This window comes from Hymenobacter rigui, from assembly GCF_003944715.1.
Lineage (GTDB): Bacteria > Bacteroidota > Bacteroidia > Cytophagales > Hymenobacteraceae > Hymenobacter > Hymenobacter rigui.
The window spans coordinates 16,998-34,461 of record NZ_RWIT01000020.1; the positions used below are offsets into that span (position 1 = coordinate 16,998).

14 protein-coding genes and 1 tRNA gene are annotated in these 17,464 nt (G+C 59.7%); 9 read left to right on the forward strand and 6 right to left on the reverse strand.

What is annotated here, in order from left to right:
- Positions 1 to 55: 55 nt before the first annotated feature.
- Complete coding sequence (locus tag EI291_RS20810) at positions 56 to 1,843, reverse strand: glycoside hydrolase family 15 protein (protein ID WP_125424215.1); 1,788 nt, start codon at positions 1,841 to 1,843, stop codon at positions 56 to 58.
- 177 nt (positions 1,844 to 2,020) lie between these two features.
- On the opposite strand from EI291_RS20810, the gene EI291_RS20815 reads away from it, so the two are divergent.
- The 5 genes from EI291_RS20815 to EI291_RS20835 all read left to right on the forward strand — a co-directional run bounded on the left by EI291_RS20815 (position 2,021) and on the right by EI291_RS20835 (position 8,992).
- Entirely contained in the window at positions 2,021 to 2,737 is a 717-nt protein-coding gene (locus tag EI291_RS20815) for a TVP38/TMEM64 family protein (RefSeq protein ID WP_205701644.1), read from the forward strand.
- A 125-nt stretch (positions 2,738 to 2,862) separates the two neighbouring features.
- Positions 2,863 to 2,934 (forward strand) — tRNA-Glu (locus tag EI291_RS20820).
- A gap of 171 nt (positions 2,935 to 3,105) precedes the next feature.
- The gene (locus tag EI291_RS20825) at positions 3,106 to 5,271 is read left to right on the forward strand and encodes a hypothetical protein (RefSeq protein WP_125424216.1); all 2,166 of its coding nucleotides are present in this window, start codon (positions 3,106 to 3,108) and stop codon (positions 5,269 to 5,271) included.
- 111 nt (positions 5,272 to 5,382) lie between these two features.
- Entirely contained in the window at positions 5,383 to 7,077 is a 1,695-nt protein-coding gene (locus EI291_RS20830) for an MFS transporter (protein ID WP_125424217.1), read from the forward strand.
- 133 nt (positions 7,078 to 7,210) lie between these two features.
- Complete coding sequence (locus EI291_RS20835) at positions 7,211 to 8,992, forward strand: ABC transporter ATP-binding protein (RefSeq protein ID WP_125424218.1); 1,782 nt, start codon at positions 7,211 to 7,213, stop codon at positions 8,990 to 8,992.
- Positions 8,993 to 9,009: 17 nt separating this feature from the next.
- Here the strand turns inward: EI291_RS20835 and EI291_RS20840 are convergent, their stop codons facing one another.
- The gene (locus tag EI291_RS20840; RefSeq protein ID WP_170172751.1) at positions 9,010 to 11,016 is read right to left on the reverse strand and encodes a T9SS type A sorting domain-containing protein; all 2,007 of its coding nucleotides are present in this window, start codon (positions 11,014 to 11,016) and stop codon (positions 9,010 to 9,012) included.
- 245 nt (positions 11,017 to 11,261) lie between these two features.
- On the opposite strand from EI291_RS20840, the gene EI291_RS20845 reads away from it, so the two are divergent.
- The 3 genes from EI291_RS20845 to EI291_RS20855 all read left to right on the forward strand — a co-directional run bounded on the left by EI291_RS20845 (position 11,262) and on the right by EI291_RS20855 (position 13,937).
- Positions 11,262 to 12,152 (forward strand): M48 family metalloprotease, encoded by an 891-nt coding sequence (locus EI291_RS20845; protein ID WP_125424220.1) that lies wholly within the window; start codon positions 11,262 to 11,264, stop codon positions 12,150 to 12,152.
- Between the two features lie 149 nt (positions 12,153 to 12,301).
- Complete coding sequence (mutM, locus tag EI291_RS20850) at positions 12,302 to 13,126, forward strand: DNA-formamidopyrimidine glycosylase (RefSeq protein WP_125424221.1); 825 nt, start codon at positions 12,302 to 12,304, stop codon at positions 13,124 to 13,126.
- 310 nt (positions 13,127 to 13,436) lie between these two features.
- Complete coding sequence (locus EI291_RS20855; RefSeq protein ID WP_170172752.1) at positions 13,437 to 13,937, forward strand: DUF5004 domain-containing protein; 501 nt, start codon at positions 13,437 to 13,439, stop codon at positions 13,935 to 13,937.
- A 104-nt stretch (positions 13,938 to 14,041) separates the two neighbouring features.
- On the opposite strand, the gene EI291_RS20860 is transcribed toward EI291_RS20855, so the two are convergent.
- From EI291_RS20860 to EI291_RS20875, 4 genes are read right to left on the reverse strand one after another with little or no spacing between them, the layout of a single operon-like run.
- Positions 14,042 to 14,323 carry a hypothetical protein gene (locus EI291_RS20860; protein WP_125424223.1) on the reverse strand — a complete coding sequence of 94 codons (282 nt, stop codon included), beginning with the start codon at positions 14,321 to 14,323 and terminating at the stop codon, positions 14,042 to 14,044.
- A gap of 49 nt (positions 14,324 to 14,372) precedes the next feature.
- On the reverse strand, positions 14,373 to 14,654 hold the full coding sequence (locus EI291_RS20865; protein WP_125424224.1) for a hypothetical protein: 282 nt from the start codon (positions 14,652 to 14,654) through the stop codon (positions 14,373 to 14,375).
- A 51-nt stretch (positions 14,655 to 14,705) separates the two neighbouring features.
- Entirely contained in the window at positions 14,706 to 14,990 is a 285-nt protein-coding gene (locus EI291_RS20870; RefSeq protein WP_125424225.1) for a hypothetical protein, read from the reverse strand.
- A 2-nt stretch (positions 14,991 to 14,992) separates the two neighbouring features.
- Entirely contained in the window at positions 14,993 to 16,393 is a 1,401-nt protein-coding gene (locus EI291_RS20875) for a radical SAM protein (protein ID WP_125424226.1), read from the reverse strand.
- A gap of 166 nt (positions 16,394 to 16,559) precedes the next feature.
- Between EI291_RS20875 and EI291_RS20880 the strand changes: the two genes are divergently transcribed.
- A complete protein-coding gene (locus tag EI291_RS20880) occupies positions 16,560 to 17,429 on the forward strand; it encodes a bestrophin-like domain (protein WP_125424227.1) in 870 nt (289 codons plus the stop codon).
- Positions 17,430 to 17,464: the final 35 nt, after the last annotated feature.

Below are 17,464 nucleotides of genomic sequence, written 5' to 3' on the forward strand. Positions count from 1 at the left end.
GGACGGATTGCTTCGTCGTGCCTCCTCGCAATGACGCTCACTCGCCAGCGTCTGCCTACACGAAATTGGGTTTCGCCAATTTCTGGGCAATGCGGTAGGCGGCATTTACTAACCCCACGTGGCTGTAGGCCTGCGGAAAATTGCCCCACTGCGAGCCAGTTTTGGCGTCCACGTCTTCCGCCAGCAAACCTAAATGGTTGGTATAGGTGGTCAGCTTCTCGAACTCCCGGATGGCTTCCTCCACCCGACCTACGCTGGCCAGGGCCTCCACGTACCAGAAGGAACAGATGAGGAAGGTGGTTTCGGGCGTGCCGAAGTCGTCGGCGTGGCGGTAGCGGTAAAACAGTCCTTCGGGGGTTTTCAGGGACTTTTCCAGTGCCTCTAGGTGCTTACGGGCGCGTTCCGAGGCCGGGTCGAGGTAGCCCATCAGTATCAGCTGCATCCCGCTGGCATCGAGGTGGGGCGAGCCCATGGCGTTGGTGTAGGCCTGCAGCTCGGGGTTATAGCACTGCTCAATGTGGTCGGCGGCCACGCGCATGAGGCGCTCGGCGCGGGCTTCCATCTCGGTGTTGCCCACGGCCCGGGCCACCTTGCGGGCGGCGTGGCTGCCGGCCCAGTGAAAAAGGTAAGTGTAGCAGTGCTTCTGGGCCAGGTTGCGGAACTCCCACAGGCCGGCGTCGGGCTGGTCCATAGTCTGCTCGATAAGGGCCAGCGTGTCGTACACCAGCTTTTCGGGAGCCCGCCGCTCGGGGTCGAGGAAGCGGCAGTCCACGTACAGCGGCAGCAGCGCCACCAGCACCTGCCCGTACACGTCGTTCTGAATGTGTGTGTAGGCGTCGTTGCCGATGCGCACCGGCTGGTTGCCCTGATAGCCGGCCAGCGGCAGCTCCTGCTCCACCAGCTTCGACTCCCCGCTGATGCCGTACAACGGCTGGTACCGGTCCTGCACCTTGCTGGAAATATTCACGATGTAGTGGAAGTACCGCTCCATCTCCTCGAAGTGCCCGATGTTGTTGAAGGCCGTGAGGATGTAGTACGTGTCGCGCATCCAGCAGTAGCGGTAGTCCCAGTTGCGGGTGCTGCCGGGGGCCTCGGGCAGGCTGGTGGTGGTGGCGGCAATGATGGCCCCGGTATCCTCGTACTGGTGCAGCTTGAGGGCCAAAGCGGAGCGCAGCACCTGGCTCTGCTGGAAGCTGCCGATGCTGGTGCTTTTCACCCAGGTACGCCAGTAGTCGATGGTAGCGCGCAGAAACCGCTCGGCGGTGCTTTCCAGCGGGGCTTCCAGGGGTGCGCCGTAGGTCATCACCAGGTATTTGGGCTCGTTAAGCACAAAGTCTTCCTCCTCCAGCACGTAGGTGAGCGGGATGTTGGTGGTGAGGCGGATTTCTTCTTCGAGGCCCAGAAACGCAATGTGGTTAGAGCTGCGGCGGCGCGTGAGCTCCAGCTCGCCGTACTGGCCCACCGGCCGGCACGCCACCCGAATGCGGGGCGTGCCCTGCAGCGGCTCCACCTTCCGGATAAACATCAGCGGCTTGTAGTACCGCTCATACTGCGGAAAGCGCGGCGCAAAGTCCTTAACACGGTAGCTGCCGTCGGCCGTGGCAATGTCGGTCTGCAGCACGTTGGTGTTGGCCAGGTAGGTCTGATGGGAGGTGAACTCCTGCGTCGAATCGGCGGGCCGGATGCTGTATTCGCCGCCTTTTTCTTCATCCAGCAACGAACCGAACACGAAGCTGCTGTCGAAGCGGGGCCAGCAGAGCCAGCGCACGGCCGTATCGGTGCCAATCAGGCCCAGGAAAGCGCAGTTGCCGATCAGGCCGAAATCATAGGTATGTTTTATCATGAAGCAGGGAATTTGCCCGGCGTCCCGGAGGCTGCGGGCGCCGTATGGTAGTTGATAGTACCCCGCCCGCGCCGCAGAGGTTGTGTCAGCCACCGATTCGCCGGGTGCGTATGCCCTGGGAAACCCGCCGTTCCGAGCCGGATTTGTCCTGTCTTCACCCTTAGCTTCTCCTGCGCCTTGCCTGTTACCGTTGCCGCCTCGCCTTCTGCCCAAAAACGCACCAGTCGTCTACCACTGTACATTACCCTGGCCCTGCTGGCCGCACTAGCGGGCTGCTGGTTTGGCTGGCCCGCGTTTCAGGAAACTGTCCGGGAGGCCTGGACGGTACTCAAATCGGGCGAGCAGCCGCGCATTGCCGCCTGGATGCAGCAATTCGGGTACTGGGGACCGGTGGTGCTGGTGGTGGGCATGGTGGCGCAGATGTTTTTGTTTGTGGTGAACGTGGTGCTGCTGATTCTGGTGGCCATTCTGGCCTACGGGCCGTGGTGGGGTTCCTTGCTGGCGCTGGTGGGCGTGGTAGCGGCTTCCTCGGTGGGCTACGCACTGGGCCGGATGCTGGGCGATTCGTTTGTGCAGAAGCTGCTGGGCCGCAAAACCGAGCAGAAAGTGCTGGACGTGGTAGACCGCTACGGCGTGTGGGCCGTCATCATCGCCCGCCTCTCCCCCGCCCTTTCCGACGATGCCATTAGCTTCGTGGCCGGCGTGGCGCGTATGGGCTACTGGAAATTTATGGCCGCTACCGTAGCCGGCGTGGTGCCCCTCATTGCCCTGCTGGCCTACCTGGGCGAAGACAGTGAGCGGCTGAAAACCGGCCTGCTCTGGGTCACGGGCGTCAGTGTGGTGCTGTTTGCCGGCTACGTGTGGTGGGACCGACGCCGGGCAAAACAAAAATAATTTATCTGATTCTGCGGCGGTTAGCCATTTCCAATAGTTTTTTTAGCTGCTGGTATTTGCATTAAGCCGGAAACGCACTACTTTTGCATCACCAAAACGGAACAACGCTCCGCCACTGGTTACCCGGTCCGTTCGTCTAGGGGTTAGGACAGTAGATTTTCATTCTACCAACAGGGGTTCGATTCCCCTACGGACTACTTCAAAAGGCCTTCTGCTACTCAGCGGAAGGCCTTTTTTGCTTTCCTGGCTGCCTCCTATCCTATTCGTTTTATCATAAAAACCCCGATGGGCCGTGCAACCGCCCGCCGCGCAGTCCTACCTTTGCATAGCTTCCGGTGGGTCGGGAGCCGCTTTTTCCTTTGTTTGCCGTGTTACATCTTTCCGGGATTCGCGGGCTGGTGGGCGTTTTCGTCACCTGCCTGCTGCTGTTCTGTGCCCAGACCACCCGCGCCCAGCGCGCCCCTCTCCTGCGCGACCTGAGCCTGCGCACCGATACCACCCGCTACAGCCTCAGCCACAACACGGTGCAGGTTCAGGGCGAGCCCCAACTGTACTTCTATTACCGCCAGGACGATGAAACCGCCGAGTTACTGGTGTACCCCGAAACGCCCGGCCGCGCGGGCCTGCGCCTGCAACGCTCCGCCGATTTCACCCTGCTCGATTCCCTCACGCCCGTGGATGGAGCCCAGTATTACCGGGCCAAGCTGCGCTTCAAAGACTTGGGCAGCAACAAATTCCTGAGCCTCACCTTCCGGCAGCCCTCCGACTCAGTAGGCTTTGCCCCGCGCTCCGAAACCGTGAAGCTGCTGCCCGTTACGCGTACCACGCTGGAGTTTCGCCCCGCAGATACGGAGCTGTTTGTGGGCGAGGAAAAGGTGTTTGAACTCAGCAGCAACAATGCCAAGAACATCCGGGTAACGCCCGAATGGACGCGCGGGCAGGATATCGACTATCGGCTGGAGCAGGAAAAGGGCGTATTGCGCCTGCATGTGCTGCCTAATGCCCTGGGCACCCGCCAGCTCACCCTGCGGCCCCAAACGGAGCGGCCCTTTCTCACCGACAACAACCGCCGCGTAACCTACGCGCTGCCCTCCATTCGGCAGGAGTTTACCGTGAAGGCCTCCCGGCTGCGGTTTCTGAGCGTCGATAAAAAGGAAATTACCCTGGATGAAAACTCGCGCCGCAAGGGAGTGGAGCTGATTCTGGATAATGGCCGCACCTTCGACCTGAAGCGCACCTACCGCATCGAGGACCAGGAAGAGGCCGGGGGCGCGCTGATTGCCGAGCTGTTTACGCGTCAGTACCTCACCAACGACCGGGTGCTATGCTGGCTGCGCGTGTACAACACCCACCGCCAGACGGAGAGCTACCTCTACATCAAGGAAAATGACCTGGCCAAGTATATAACCAACTTTAACATCTCGCCCAAAACCACCATCAACGCCGTGAGCGTGCGGCACCGCGGCGGCGACTGGACTACTAACACCACCGTAAACCCCGGCGAAACCGTGGATGTGCGCCTAGAAGGCGAGTCGCTGACCCGGGGGCGGTTTCACTTCGAGGATGTTCAGGTAATTCCTTCTGATTCCAGCATCCGCTCCGATGCGGCCGTGGTGTACCGGGTTAAGGTTCCCATCACCATCGATAAGAAGCGGATTACTATTTTCAACACGGGGCAGCCTACCGGCCAGAGCCTGGCAGTGCGAGAGTTTCAGCGCCCCCACCCCCTGGATTTTGTGGGCGTTACTTTCGGCGAAGCCCCCCGCCCCGTTACCCGCCTCAATGGTCCGGTGCTTTACGACCGTACCATCCGCGACGTGGTGTTTAGCTTTAATGCCAGCGCCATTGATACCGAACAGCAGCTGTACGGCAAGCAGTATCTGACGTTTGATATTCGAACGCAGAATGCCAAGGGCGAGCTGATAGAGATGCGCACTGTGGATAATGTGGTTATCTGCCCCGATGGCAACTCCGTGCGGGCCGCTTTTTACCAAGACAAGCAGTGCCAGGTAGGCAACATCAGCCTTAACAGCCTGCTGAATTCCCGCAAAACCTACGACCTCGACGACTGGAGCACCATCATCATTACGGTTCGCCACACGCAAAGCCAGTATTCGGAGCCCGGTTTCTCGCAGAAGCTGGAGCTGGTGCTACAACGCCGGATGAAGTTTGATATTGATGTAAGTTTCCCGGGCGGCTTGCTTACCAAATACCCAGGGCAATCCAGCTACACTTCATTTGGTGGTATTTCGCTGGCCATGTTAGGGCAATTGAGCTTTTACCATCCCGAAAAAATCAATCGGCTGCGCCCCTATAAGGTGGGAGCTGGCTTTGTGGCGCTGAATGCTTTCAACCTGACAAACAGCAGTAACAAAGAGGCTAGTCGTGACTTAGGCTTAGTAATTATTGGCTCTATTTCCCCAACCCGGCGGGATGCGAAACTTACCTTTCCGCTATACCTGGGTGGGGGGTATCTGCTCTCTGAAGGCAAGCCTTTTATTCTTCTTGGACCCGGTATCGGGCTGCGGCTGTAGCTATACACGCAGGTACTAGCCTAACTACCACCGCCCGCTTAGCACTCATTGCCGGGTGAGGGGTAGTGCGTTGCGCCATCTTCTAGACACGGGCTTACGTAGGAACGGAATATGTCTGCTCCGATTACTGCCCCCGCGCCGCCAACCACGTCCACGTCGCCCTTCACCCCGCTGAAGATTCCGTTTTTCCGGATGCTGTGGATTGCCTCCTTCGTGTCGAACATTGGCACCTGGATGCAGAACGTGGGGGCCGTGGGACTGATGACGGAGCTGACGGCCTCGCCGGTACTGGTGGCGTTGCTCCAGACGGCCTCGGCCCTGCCCGTGTTCCTGCTGAGCTTGCCCGCCGGCGCGCTAGCCGACTTGGTGGACCGCCGCCGGATGCTGCTGGCCACCCAGACGTGGATGGCCGCCGTGGCGCTGCTGCTGGCCGCCGTGACGCTGCTGGGCCTCAACAACCCCTGGCTGCTGCTCACGCTCACGTTTCTGCTGGGCCTGGGCGGGGCGCTGAACAACCCGGTGTGGCAGACAGTAACCCCGGAGCTGGTACCCCGCCAGGAGTTGCCCCAGGCCATTGCGCTGAATAGCGTGAGCTTCAACCTGGCCCGGGCCTTCGGGCCGGCGCTGGGCGGCTTAGTAATCGGATACTTCTCGGCGGGCGCGGCGTTTTTGCTGAACGGACTGTCATTTCTGGCCACCATTTACATGGTGTATAGCTGGAAGCGTGAGCCCCAGGCCACCTCCACCCTGGCTACCGAACGGGTAATAGCCGCTATTCGGGGCGGGGTGCGCTACGCGCGGTTTGCGCCGGCCGTGCAGCATATTCTGGTGCGGGGCGTGAGCTTCACGTTTGGAGCCAGCGCCCTGTTTGCCCTGATGCCGGCCGTGGTGGCACGCCGCCTGCAACTGCCCACATCGTTTTACTCCATGCTGCTCTCCTGCATGGGCCTGGGTGCCGTAATTGCCGCCGTAACCCTGCCCCGTCTCAACCGCCGCCTCAGCATCGACTGGCGCGTAACGCTGGCCACGGCGGCGTTTGCCGGCGGCTTGCTGGGTCTGGGCTACGCTGATAACCGGTGGCTGCTGTACGGGCTGCTCACGCTGGTGGGCATGGCCTGGATGCTGGTGCTGAACTCCTTCAGTGTAGGCGTACAGACGGTGGTGCCGCGCTGGGTACAGGCCCGTACCATCAGCCTGTACCTGCTAACCATTCAGGGCGGCATGGCGCTGGGCTCGGTGGTGTGGGGCACGGTGGCGGAGCGGCTGGGCGTGACGGTGGCCCTCAGCGGGGCGGCCGGCTGGCTGGGTCTAACCACGCTGCTGGTGCTGAAATTCTCTCTGCGCACGTCCCCCGAAACCCTTGACCACACACCGGCCCGCCCCCGACTGGAACCAGTGCTGGCCGAAGCCCCCACTCCCACTGAGGGTCCGGTTATCATCACCACTACTTACCGCATTGAGCCCCGCAACCGCCCGCCCTTTACGTACCTGATGGAACAGCTGGGCCGCATCCGGCGGCGCGAAGGCGCCATTGGCTGGGGCCTGTACGCCGACCTGGCCGACCCTGTCCGGATGGTGGAATACTTCATGGTTGAATCGTGGGAGGAGCACGCCCAGCAGCACGAGCGGGGCGTAAGCCGCGACGAAGCCGACCTGAAAAATCAGATCCGGCAGTTGCACGAAGGCCCGGAGCCGCCCCACGTAACCCACCTGCTTGCCCAGCACTACCGCCCCATTCCCGATTCGCTGCCTATGGTGCCCGGCAGCACCCGGCTGGTAGCCGGTACGGCCGGCGAGGCTACCTAAACACAAGTACTACGCAGGCACATGCGCCGTACTCAGGTACTTTTGTCCCTGGGTAATGTACCGGAAGCAACCCGGCACAAAACCTTCCTGGGGGCTTCCGGCTTTTGACTCCTCTCCCCTCTCTCGTTTCCGAATGAAACTACTCTACAGCTACCTGCGCCACTACTGGGGCCTGCTGGCGCTGGCGCTGCTACTGGCCGCCATCAACCAGATTTTCTCCCTGCTCGACCCCTATATCTTGGGGCAGATTATTGACCGGTACGTATCGCCGGCCCTGAAAACTACTCAGCACCCTACGTTCTGGGTGTTTCTCACGGGTGGAGCCGGGCTGCTCATTCTCAAGGCCCTGGGCGTGGCCATGGTGTCGCGCATTGCCAAGAATTTCCAGGATTACTACACCAACGTCATCACCCAGCGGCTGGGGGCCGAGCTGTATTCGGATGGCCTGCAGCACTCCCTGGAGCTGCCGTATCAGGTGTTTGAGGACCAACGCTCGGGCGAGACGCTGGGCAAGCTCCAGAAGGTACGCACCGATGTCGAAAAGCTCATTCAGAGCTTCGTGAATGTGCTGTTCATCTCGCTGGTGGGCATCATCTTCGTGACGTGGTACGCCATCAGCGTGTACTGGCCCATTGCGGTGGTGTACTTCCTGACCATCCCGCTGCTGGGCTCGTTGAGCTTTTTTCTAAGTAAGCGCATCAAGGTTATTCAGAAGACCATTGTAGCGGAAACCACGGCTCTGGCCGGCTCCACCACCGAAAGTCTGCGCAATATTGAGCTCATCAAGAGCCTCGGGCTTGCCCAGCAGGAGACAAAGCGGTTGAATAATACCACGGAGAAAATCCTGAAGCTGGAGCTGAAAAAAGTGCGCTATCTGCGGTCCTTGTCATTTGTGCAGGGCACATTTGTGAATCTGATGCGCAACGTGATTCTGCTCATGCTGGTGTACCTGGTGGTGCAGGGGGTAATCTTGCCGGGCAAGTTTATTTCGTTCTTCTTTTACTCCTTCGCCGTCTTCGGGCCCCTGCAGGAGTTGGGGAACATCATCAACGTGTACCGCGAAACGGAAGCTTCCCTGGCCAACTACCAGCAGATTCTGGACACACCCAAGGAAGTGAAGCCAACTCACCCGAAGGTGATTGATAAAATTGAAACGCTGGAATTTGCGGACGTGCATTTCCAGCATCTCACGGCCAGCTCGCCGGCCCTGGATGGCATTAGCTTCCGCACCAAGCTGGGCGAAACCATTGCCTTCGTAGGCCCCTCGGGCTCGGGCAAAACCACCCTGGTAAAGCTGCTGGTGGGGCTGTATCCGCCGGCGCAGGGGCACATCCTGTACAACGGTATTCCCGGCCCGGAGCTGGATCTGGATGCCCTGCGGGAGCAGATTGGCTTCGTGACGCAGGATACCCAGCTGTTTGCAGGCACCATCCGGGAAAACCTGCGCTTTGTGGCTCCTCAGGCCACCGATGCCCAGTGCCTGCTGGCGCTACACCAGGCCGCGGCCGACTCATTGCTGGCCCGTGCTCCGCTGGGGCTGGATACGGTAATCGGTGAAGGCGGCGTGAAGGTATCGGGCGGCGAAAAGCAGCGCCTCAGCATTGCGCGGGCCCTGCTGCGCCATCCCACGCTGCTGGTGTTCGATGAAGCCACCTCCGCGCTGGACTCGCTTACCGAGGAAGAAATCAGCCAGACGGTGCGGGAGTTATCCGGCTCCCGCCAGCACATTACCATCCTCATTGCCCACCGCCTCAGCACCATCCTGCACGCCGACCGGATTTTTGTACTGGAGCGCGGCCACGTTGCCGAAGCCGGCCGCCACGATGAGCTGCTGGCCCAGCGTGGCCTGTACTACGCCATGTGGCGCCAGCAGATTGGCGAGCGGGAGGTGATGAAAGGCGCATTGGTGAAATAGGCCCGTTGTGGCCAGCTTTACTGCTTCAATACCCGGGTATGGCTTTTCCGGCCGTTCTGGTCCTGGTATTCCAGCACGTACATGCCCGGCCGCAAGGCGGTACCGTCCAGCGTGTGCTGCACCTGCCCGGCAGGCACCAGCTGTTGCGTCACCACGCGGCCTGCGGCATCGTAAAGCCGTAGCGTAGCCGCCCCTGTGCCGGGCAGCAGTACCTGCAGGGCATCCGTGAATGGATTCGGAAATGCACTCAACTCCGTTACCCGGCCCGGTACCACCATCACCACTCCCGAGTACTGCACCGTGCCATCCGTATCCTGCTCCCGCAGTCGGTAGTAGCGTTGCGCAGTGAGAGGCTGCGTGTCCAGATACTGGTACGAGCGGGGCGTACTGCTGGTGCCGGCAGCCGGCTGGCGCGTCAGCTCCTGCCACTCCCCGGCCGGATCCAGAGTAGTTTCAACGGCGAAATAGGCACTGTGTACCTCGGCGGCCGTTTGCCAGCGGAGCTGCACGCCGGCCGTGGTGCTGACGGCCTCAAAGCGCACTAGCGTAACGGGCAGTGTGGAAGCCAGCCGCACGTACAGCGCATTACCGCAGCGCAGAGCGGCGAGGCTGAAATCAATTTCGGCATTGCCGCCGCCTACCTCAGTAGTAGTATTGAGCACCCGGTTTTGGGTATTGGCCGCAATGGCGTAGTGCATTACGGCTCCGGGCTTGATGATGTGCCCCAGCTGGATACCGTGCCCCTGCTCGTGCAGCACCACACTCTCAAAATCAAACTGACCGCCCGTGGGGGCGGCCGGCCCGAACTGCCAGTTCCGCTCCCCATCAAATATGTAGTCGGTGCCCGTGAGAATCCAGCTCACTGTGCCGCCGCTGATGCATCCGGAGTAATAGGAATACGTAACGCCCAGCACGCCCGCCGACAGCTCCGTGGCATCGTCGAATGACACTACGTTCACGTTATCATTAGCAACGTTGCTGTTGATGGCAGTAGTAGTGGGAGCAATAATCCGGTTGGCTCCCACCCCGTTGCGCCACGTGGTCAGGGCACGTTCAAAAGAAGCTTTGGCCGCCGTGTTGGCCGCAAAATTCTCGTTGTATGTCAGCGTGTAGCCTCCGGCCCCGTTGTTTCCCACCATGGCTACCTGGTAAGCCGCATCCTGATACAGCACATTGCTCAGGGCATAATTTACGGTCAGCACATCTGTGCTCAGGGTGGCCGAGCCGCCCACCGTCACCTCTACTTTGCCGGTGCCGGCCGGGCCCGCGTTACCAGTTGAAGCAGCTGGCACCCGCACCCTGATTTCCGAATCCGACCAGCTCAGATAATCCACTGCCAGAGGGGTTACAGAAGAACTACCCCCGTTGTTGGCATTGGCAAACCCCACGGTACTGGTTCCCTGCGAAGCACCAAACCCGGATCCACTAATTGTCAGAACTGTGCCGGTGCCGGCCGTAACCGTAGCTGGGCTGAATCCGGTGATCCCAGCCGTGGCACCGGGGCGGGCCGACTGGCTCAGGCGAGTTTCTAGGGTACTGTTGGGGTGAATAGCGGTATAAGCCCGCCCCACCACCTGCTCCAGGGCCGGATACACCTCCTGCGTAATGGAAGCATACCGCCGGAACGGGTCAGCAGCCGTTACCGTGGCCAGGTTATAACGGATAAGCCCCTGCGGCCCAGCCGTCAACCTATAATTGGCTGACTGGACAGGATTTGGCTGCAACATGAAAATCCCCTGCTCCCCGAGGGAAAACCCGGGCTCATTCGATACTTCTTCCCGCCGCAGGCCCACGGTGCCGCCAGCGGTAACCACGCTGAGCACTCCGGCAGGCATCGTTCCCTTGAATACTTTAAATACCTCCAGTTCGTTGAAGGTGAGGATGTGCGGTCCGGTATCCTGACTGTGAGTGGATTCCACGCGTGCTTCCACTATCAGGGTAGCCTGGGCCACGCGCTGTGCCAGTGGCACCGGCTCCAGCATGCAGGCTTCCTGGGCATGGAGTGGCCCAGTCAGGAGCAGCAATACCAGTACCGGCAAGCAACTCCGCAGGAACCCTTCCAAAACCAATTGTGTTTTTTTCATAAGAGACGAATTTTGCCAGCTACCCTTCTTTCCGCTTCCTCCTTGGCTGCAAGGTTATATTAAGATTTCATAATATAACAAAAACCGTCCAATTTATCCTCTCCGGATACAGAATCAATCAGTTCCGCGCAGGCACTTTCGGCAAGGTAATTGCAAACTCATTAGTTCCTAAAAAGCACTTTTCCATGAACCACCTCCGCTTTTTCCGCCGCTTCGCAGGCTTGGTGCTTGCCGGGTGGCTTTGTTTATCCGGCACCGCTGAGGCACAGTCCTCCACTGGCGGGCAGCGCGACGTGCTGCGCGAAATCACCGATGTGGTGGGCCTGAAGCCTCGCTTCCAGCTGCGGGCTACTACGGAGGTGCAAAATGCCGCTGCCGTAGTGTATGGCGGACAGCGCTACCTATTATATAACCCGCAGTTTGTGGCCGCCGTGAACCGGGCGGGTCGTACTGACTGGGCCGGCATCAGCATTCTGGCCCACGAAATGGGCCACCACCTCAACGGTCATACCCTGCGCCCCGGGGGCTCCAACCCGGCCGACGAGCTGGAAGCCGATGAATTCTCCGGTTTCGTGCTGCGGAAGATGGGGGCCAGCATGGCGGAAGCCCAGGCCGGCATGGCCGTCGTATCCGATGATGAGGCCTCCCCTACGCACCCCGGCCGCAGCACCCGCCTTACGGCCATCAGCGACGGTTGGCTGCGGGCTAACCAGCAGATTGTAGCCACTACCCGCGCGGCAGCGCCTTCTGCCACCCCGGCCGTATTAGCCAACCGGGCTACTGCTCCCGTACGGACGGTAGCGGCAGCTTCGGCGGCGCCGGTTAGCGTACTGGGCAAAATCACCTTCCGCGACAACCCCGGTGAGGATTACTACATTACCAACCGCCTGAGCGTAGTGCGCTTTGATGCCGGGGCCCGCACGGCGCAGGTAGTTGGCCGCCTCACCCGCTCCGAAAGCGTAAACTACCCGTACGTACTAATTGACGGGCGGCAGCGCCGCCTGTATGTTAGCCGGTCGGGCAGCATTTTCGATACCAGCGGCCGGCAGGTAGCCTCGCTTTCTGACCCCTCTTAGTACCCTCATATAGTATAGGCGGTCCGCCGCTGTTGCTTTCACAAGCCGGTTTCCCTGCGGGGAGGCCGGCTTTGTTGTTTTGCAACTCACCTCAACCCGCCACCTGTGTCCGCCGTTGGGGCAATACTCTCCCTTCTACTTGTACGCTGATGCCCGAATTACCCGAAGTTGAAACCTACCGACGCTTTCTGGATGAGTTGGTAGTAGCTGAAACCATTGCTGCGTTTGAGGTGAAAGACAACCACGTGCTGGCGATGAGCGAGGAGGTGCTGCGCGAAGCCTTAATTGGGCACACCATTACGGGCACGAGCCGCCTTGGCAAAAACTGCTTTCTGCACCTGAGCAGCGGGCAGGTGCTGGTGTTCCACTTCGGCATGACCGGCGACGTGGGCGCTTACCGCCACGAGGCCGATGCGCCCCGCTTTACGCGGGTGGCCCTGCACCTGGTCTCCGGGATGCGCATTGCCTTTGTTGATCCGCGCAAGTTTGGCCGTATCCGGCTGGCGGAAAGTCCGGAGGCTTACCAGAAAGCCAAGAAGCTCGGCCCCGATGCCCTTGCCATTACCATCGAGCAGCTGCGCACGGCTTTGAGCCGCCGCAAAACCCTGCTCAAGCCGCTGCTGCTCGACCAGCACATAACAGCCGGCCTGGGTAACTGGATAGTAGACGAAGTGCTGTTTCAGGCGAAAATCCATCCGGAAAGAATTGCGGCTACGCTTACCGAAGCTGAATTCAAGCGGCTGCATGCGGCCATCCAGCTGGTTCTTAAAACGGCTATTACTCACGAAGCTACTTACCGGAATTTCCCGGCCAGCTTTCTTATTCATGCACGTGAATGGGATGATTCCGCGACTCCCGGCACCGATAAGCACCTGTACTGCCCACGCCACCCAGGCACGCAAATAGTAAAAACCTATGTGGGCGGCCGCGCCACCTACACCTGCCCACGGTGCCAGCCGGAAATTCAACCATAGAATAATACAACTAGCAACTTACTTAGGCCGGCCTGCTTGCAGAACCGGCCTATTTTGTTTTTCATGGATTTAACTGTCAAATAATCAAGAAAATACACCAATTATAGCACTTCTTAGATACATCATTGGAAGAATCGGCCAAATTTTACAACCACCTGAACCAGTACGATTTATAATTAGTTAGATTTGCACAGCGGCAGTCGAAGGCAACCGCTGTAGTAGAGAAGTTGGACGTTTAATTGTGAGGCACATGCCGAAGTTGTACTACGCCGAAAAGCGTGTTGTTGCACATTCACCAAAAACCCTTTTCATGAAAAAACTGCCCGTATTCCTGAGCCTGTTGGCAAGCACTTTGGTGTTTGCATCGTGTGAGAAAGAGATTGAGGAGATTAAGGACCCCGCCCAGGAAGTGGCAGCTGCCGCTGAAACAGTGCAGTCGAAGCCGGAATTGTTGGCCGCTGGCCCCTGGCATCTCACCAGCCTCACGCTGACCACCGCCGCTCAGGGAGCCGCCGCTACCCCCGCCGTGGATATTTTGCCCCGCATGAAAGCCGCCCAGCGCGACAATCTGCACACGTTCAAAACCGATGGTGGCTATGTGCTGGATGAAGCAGCACTGAAAGCCTATGCCGAAGCACCGCAGCAGGTAACCGGCAGCTGGAAACTAGCCGGCGACTCGCTCACCGTCAGCCAGCCCAATGTTACCCGCCACTTTTTCGTGGAAGAGCTGACCACCACCACCCTGCGCGTGAAGCTCACGCAGAAGGGCGACCAGGGTGCTACCACCTACACTTCCGTATTCTCGCGCTAAGCGCCTCCCTGATTTCCAACCACCGTTCACAATTTGCAACACGGCCCCGCTGGCACCAGCGGGGCCGTGTTGTTTTCAGGGCCGGTTTGCTCAGGTCGGGCATCTCAGATTTTGCCCAGCCCGCCCAGCATAAACATAGCCGCGCAGGAGCCAAACCCAATCAGAAATACCAGCAGCGCGCTTAGAAAATAAGCGGCGGGGCCCTGCTTCCAGTGTACAAACCCCAGCACAATATTGACAACCGCCAGTCCCAGGTACACCACCACAAACAGTACCACGGTAGCGCCATCGGTGGGCTTGGCCAACAGGCCCAGCAGCACGGCCGCACCCAACACGGCCAGCAGGTTGTTGCGCAGAATACGGGAAGTGGGCGTTGGCTCCGACATAAGGAGAGGAGTTAGTGAACTGTTGTATTGCTGACACGCACAGCACGACTCAGTGGTTTACGTGCAGATTACTCAGAATGATTGCACAGGTACCCAGGCCCAGTAGCGCCACCGTCAGCCCCGACAGCAGCATAATCTTACCCAGTTTTCGGTGCCGGGTAAACAGCAGGCCCAAACCAATGAGCATATTCAGAACCGGCAGCGCCAGCATTATCCCCATGCCCCAAACCGCTCCTAATACCAACAAAACGACGAAGTTGGCGGCCACAATTTTAGCTAGCAGGTCACTGGTCGTTTCTTCGGGTTTCGGTGGCGGTTCGGGTTGTTGCATCGTGGGGGACTTTACGGGAGGTCGGCGTTGGCTCTAACGTAGCGAGGGGAATTAGTGCATGCCGCCCAGACGCAGGTGCGTGGCGCAGTCGCCGAAACCGATGACGAACACCAGCAGCGCCGCCAGCAGAAACCCGATGCTGGTTTTGCCCCGGCCGCTCACCAGGCAGCCAATACATCCCATCACGTTCAGGTAAGCCAAAACAAAGAGCAGCATGAATATACCCTCATAGCCGCCGGTGAGCAGCTGCCGACCAATGTGCAGCACCAGTACCAGCGCCAGGTTGATGAGCAGAATGCGGCCGATGTAGTGTTTGGGAGCGGGGGTTGGTTCCATGTCTACAGCACCGGAATATCCCGCAGCACCTGCAGGCGGGCCAGTTTCTCCTCGTCGCGGTAGAGCATGTTCATCGTCTCGAAGGGAATAATCTTGAGGTCTTTGCTGACGATGTGCACGCAGGACTTCTTGATGGCCCGCACGTCGAAGTTCCAGGCGTCCATGAACTGCAGAATGATGATGCGGAACAGGTTGTCGTAGCCCAGATTGGGGGCCTGCACCTGCGGGAGGCAGCACAGCAGCTGGTTCATTTCGGGCAGCACGGTGTCCACGGTATTGGCCGTGCTGAACAGCTTGAGCAGGTGCTGGCGCAGGCGCGGGTCCCGCTCATACACGATGGTGTTGCCGGTGCTCTGCAGCAGGTCGGCAGGGTCCACGTAGCGGGTCAACGGGAATACCTCCCCGTCGAGCTTGAGGGCGTAGGCCATGGCCAGCGCATCGGGGTTGCAGGGCACGGGCAGCAGGTCTTCGGCCGTGAACACCGGGCTCTGGTCGATGATGCCCTGGCGCACCTCGGTGAGGCTGAGGCGGTCGGTGGCAGGGTCGAAGTGCTCGAGGCGGCCGGCGGCCTGAGTGGGCTGGAACGTAACGCCCCGCACGCACTTCTGCTTCAGGGCAAAGTCGATGATTTCGCCCATTTCATCATCATTGAGCCCCTTTTGCAGGGTAACCACCAGCGTGGTACTGAGGTTGTACTTGTTGAGGTGTTCCAGGGCCTGCATCCGCACCTCGCGCAGGTCGCGCCCGCGCAGGCTTTCCAGCACCTCTTTCCGGAACGAATCGAACTGCAGGTACACCTCAAAAGCGCCGGCGTAGGTGGCCAGGCGGGCCACAAACTCCTCATCCTTGGCCAGGCGCACGCCGTTGGTGTTCACCATCAGGTGCTTGATGGGCTTGCGCTTGCACATATCCAGAATTTCCCAAAACTGCGGGTGCAGCGTGGGCTCGCCGCCGGATATCTGCACCACGTCGGGCTCCCCCTCGTTTTCCACCAGCACATCTACCATGGCCTCCACCTCCTCCAGGGTGCGGTGCCGGCCGTGCAGGGGGCTACTTTCGGCGTAGCAGGTGGGACAGGTGAGGTTGCAGCGGTCCGTTATTTCGATGACGGTGAGGCAACTGTGCTGCTCGTGGTCGGTGCAGAGGCCGCAGTCGTAGGGGCAGCCGTAGTGGGTGGCGGTATTGAAGCGGCGGGGTGTTTCGCTGGGCTTCACGTAGTTGCGGATGCTCTTGTAGTACTCCACGTCGGTGGCAATGAGCACGCGCTGGCGGCCGTGCTCGGGGCAGCGTTTGAGCATGTACACGTTGCCATCTTCAAACACAATCTTGGCTTCTACCCGCCGCAGGCAATGCGGACACAGGCTCAGGGTAAAGTCGTAGTAGGTATAGGGACGTTCGGGCATACTCGCAGGAAACCGAATAGGGAGGAAAGGTTGGGGCTGAAGATCTTATAAATTTTCAGATTTCCAGCTACACTCCTCCAAGCTTCCGACAGCAACCAAACCCAACCGTTTGCGGTATGATACCGCCTCCTGTCTCCCTGTCTATTCCCTCACTTCATTCCTTCCAATGGAAACCAAGCCGTTTTGGGAGGCCGCGTTGTATTCCGTGGACCCCTCCCTGCGCTATATGATCTGGCTTTACGAAATGCCCACCTGGCTGCTGGCGCTGCTGATTGTGGGGCTGACCGTTGTTATCTCCCTGTTAGGCTTGTCTATCACGCACCGTCGGCTGCATTCCAGCCGTATGGCCGCTCTGATTGATAACGGCACCGTAGGCTGGTTTTTCTCGGGCGTCACGGTGCTTTACGGCCTTACTTTGGGCCTGCTCACGGTGGCTACCTGGCAGAACTACTCCGACGCCTCAGGTATTGCCTCCGAGGAAGCCGCCCAGCTGGCTGTGCTTTACCGCGACTTAAGCGGCTACCCCGACAGCGTAAGCCAGCCCCTGCAGCGCGAGCTGCGCGAATACACTGAGTTCATTGTGCAGCAGTCGTGGCCGGCGCAGCGCCGAGGCATGGCCAACGACGCCGAGCGGGCCGTGCTGACCGATTTCCAGTTGAAGCTGCTGCGTACCAATGTAAACACGTCGGCTCAGCAGGTGCTGCATGGCGAGGCCATCGAAACCTTTAACCGACTGGTGGAGCTGCGGCGGCAGCGGATCGAAAGCATTGGTAACGGAGTGCCGGGGGTGCTGTGGGCGGTGGTGCTAGTGGGAGCCCTCGTTACCATTGCGTTTTCTTACTGCTTCGTAGTGGAAAACCTACGCTTCCATGCCCTACTGACGGGTATGCTGGCCCTGATGGTTGGCCTGATGATCTTCCTGATTGTGGCCCTCGACCACCCCTACCTCGGCGACGTGAGCGTAACGCCCGACGTGTACCAAGTGGTGCTGGATAAAGTAATGGTACCCCTCAAAGCCCTGCCCAAAGTGCCGTAACTGCACCATGGGTCAGATGATGACGCAAAAACGGC

What these genes read in the sequence shown, in the direction of transcription:
- EI291_RS20810 (WP_125424215.1), bottom strand. Translation starts at nt 1,843, where the DNA reads ATGATAAAACATACCTATGATTTCGGCCTGATCGGCAACTGCGCTTTC.
- EI291_RS20830 (WP_125424217.1), top strand. Translation starts at nt 5,383, where the DNA reads ATGTCTGCTCCGATTACTGCCCCCGCGCCGCCAACCACGTCCACGTCG.
- EI291_RS20835 (WP_125424218.1), top strand. Translation starts at nt 7,211, where the DNA reads ATGAAACTACTCTACAGCTACCTGCGCCACTACTGGGGCCTGCTGGCG.
- EI291_RS20845 (WP_125424220.1), top strand. Translation starts at nt 11,262, where the DNA reads ATGAACCACCTCCGCTTTTTCCGCCGCTTCGCAGGCTTGGTGCTTGCC.
- mutM (WP_125424221.1), top strand. Translation starts at nt 12,302, where the DNA reads ATGCCCGAATTACCCGAAGTTGAAACCTACCGACGCTTTCTGGATGAG.
- EI291_RS20855 (WP_170172752.1), top strand. Translation starts at nt 13,437, where the DNA reads ATGAAAAAACTGCCCGTATTCCTGAGCCTGTTGGCAAGCACTTTGGTG.
- EI291_RS20860 (WP_125424223.1), bottom strand. Translation starts at nt 14,323, where the DNA reads ATGTCGGAGCCAACGCCCACTTCCCGTATTCTGCGCAACAACCTGCTG.
- EI291_RS20865 (WP_125424224.1), bottom strand. Translation starts at nt 14,654, where the DNA reads ATGCAACAACCCGAACCGCCACCGAAACCCGAAGAAACGACCAGTGAC.
- EI291_RS20870 (WP_125424225.1), bottom strand. Translation starts at nt 14,990, where the DNA reads ATGGAACCAACCCCCGCTCCCAAACACTACATCGGCCGCATTCTGCTC.
- EI291_RS20875 (WP_125424226.1), bottom strand. Translation starts at nt 16,393, where the DNA reads ATGCCCGAACGTCCCTATACCTACTACGACTTTACCCTGAGCCTGTGT.
- EI291_RS20880 (WP_125424227.1), top strand. Translation starts at nt 16,560, where the DNA reads ATGGAAACCAAGCCGTTTTGGGAGGCCGCGTTGTATTCCGTGGACCCC.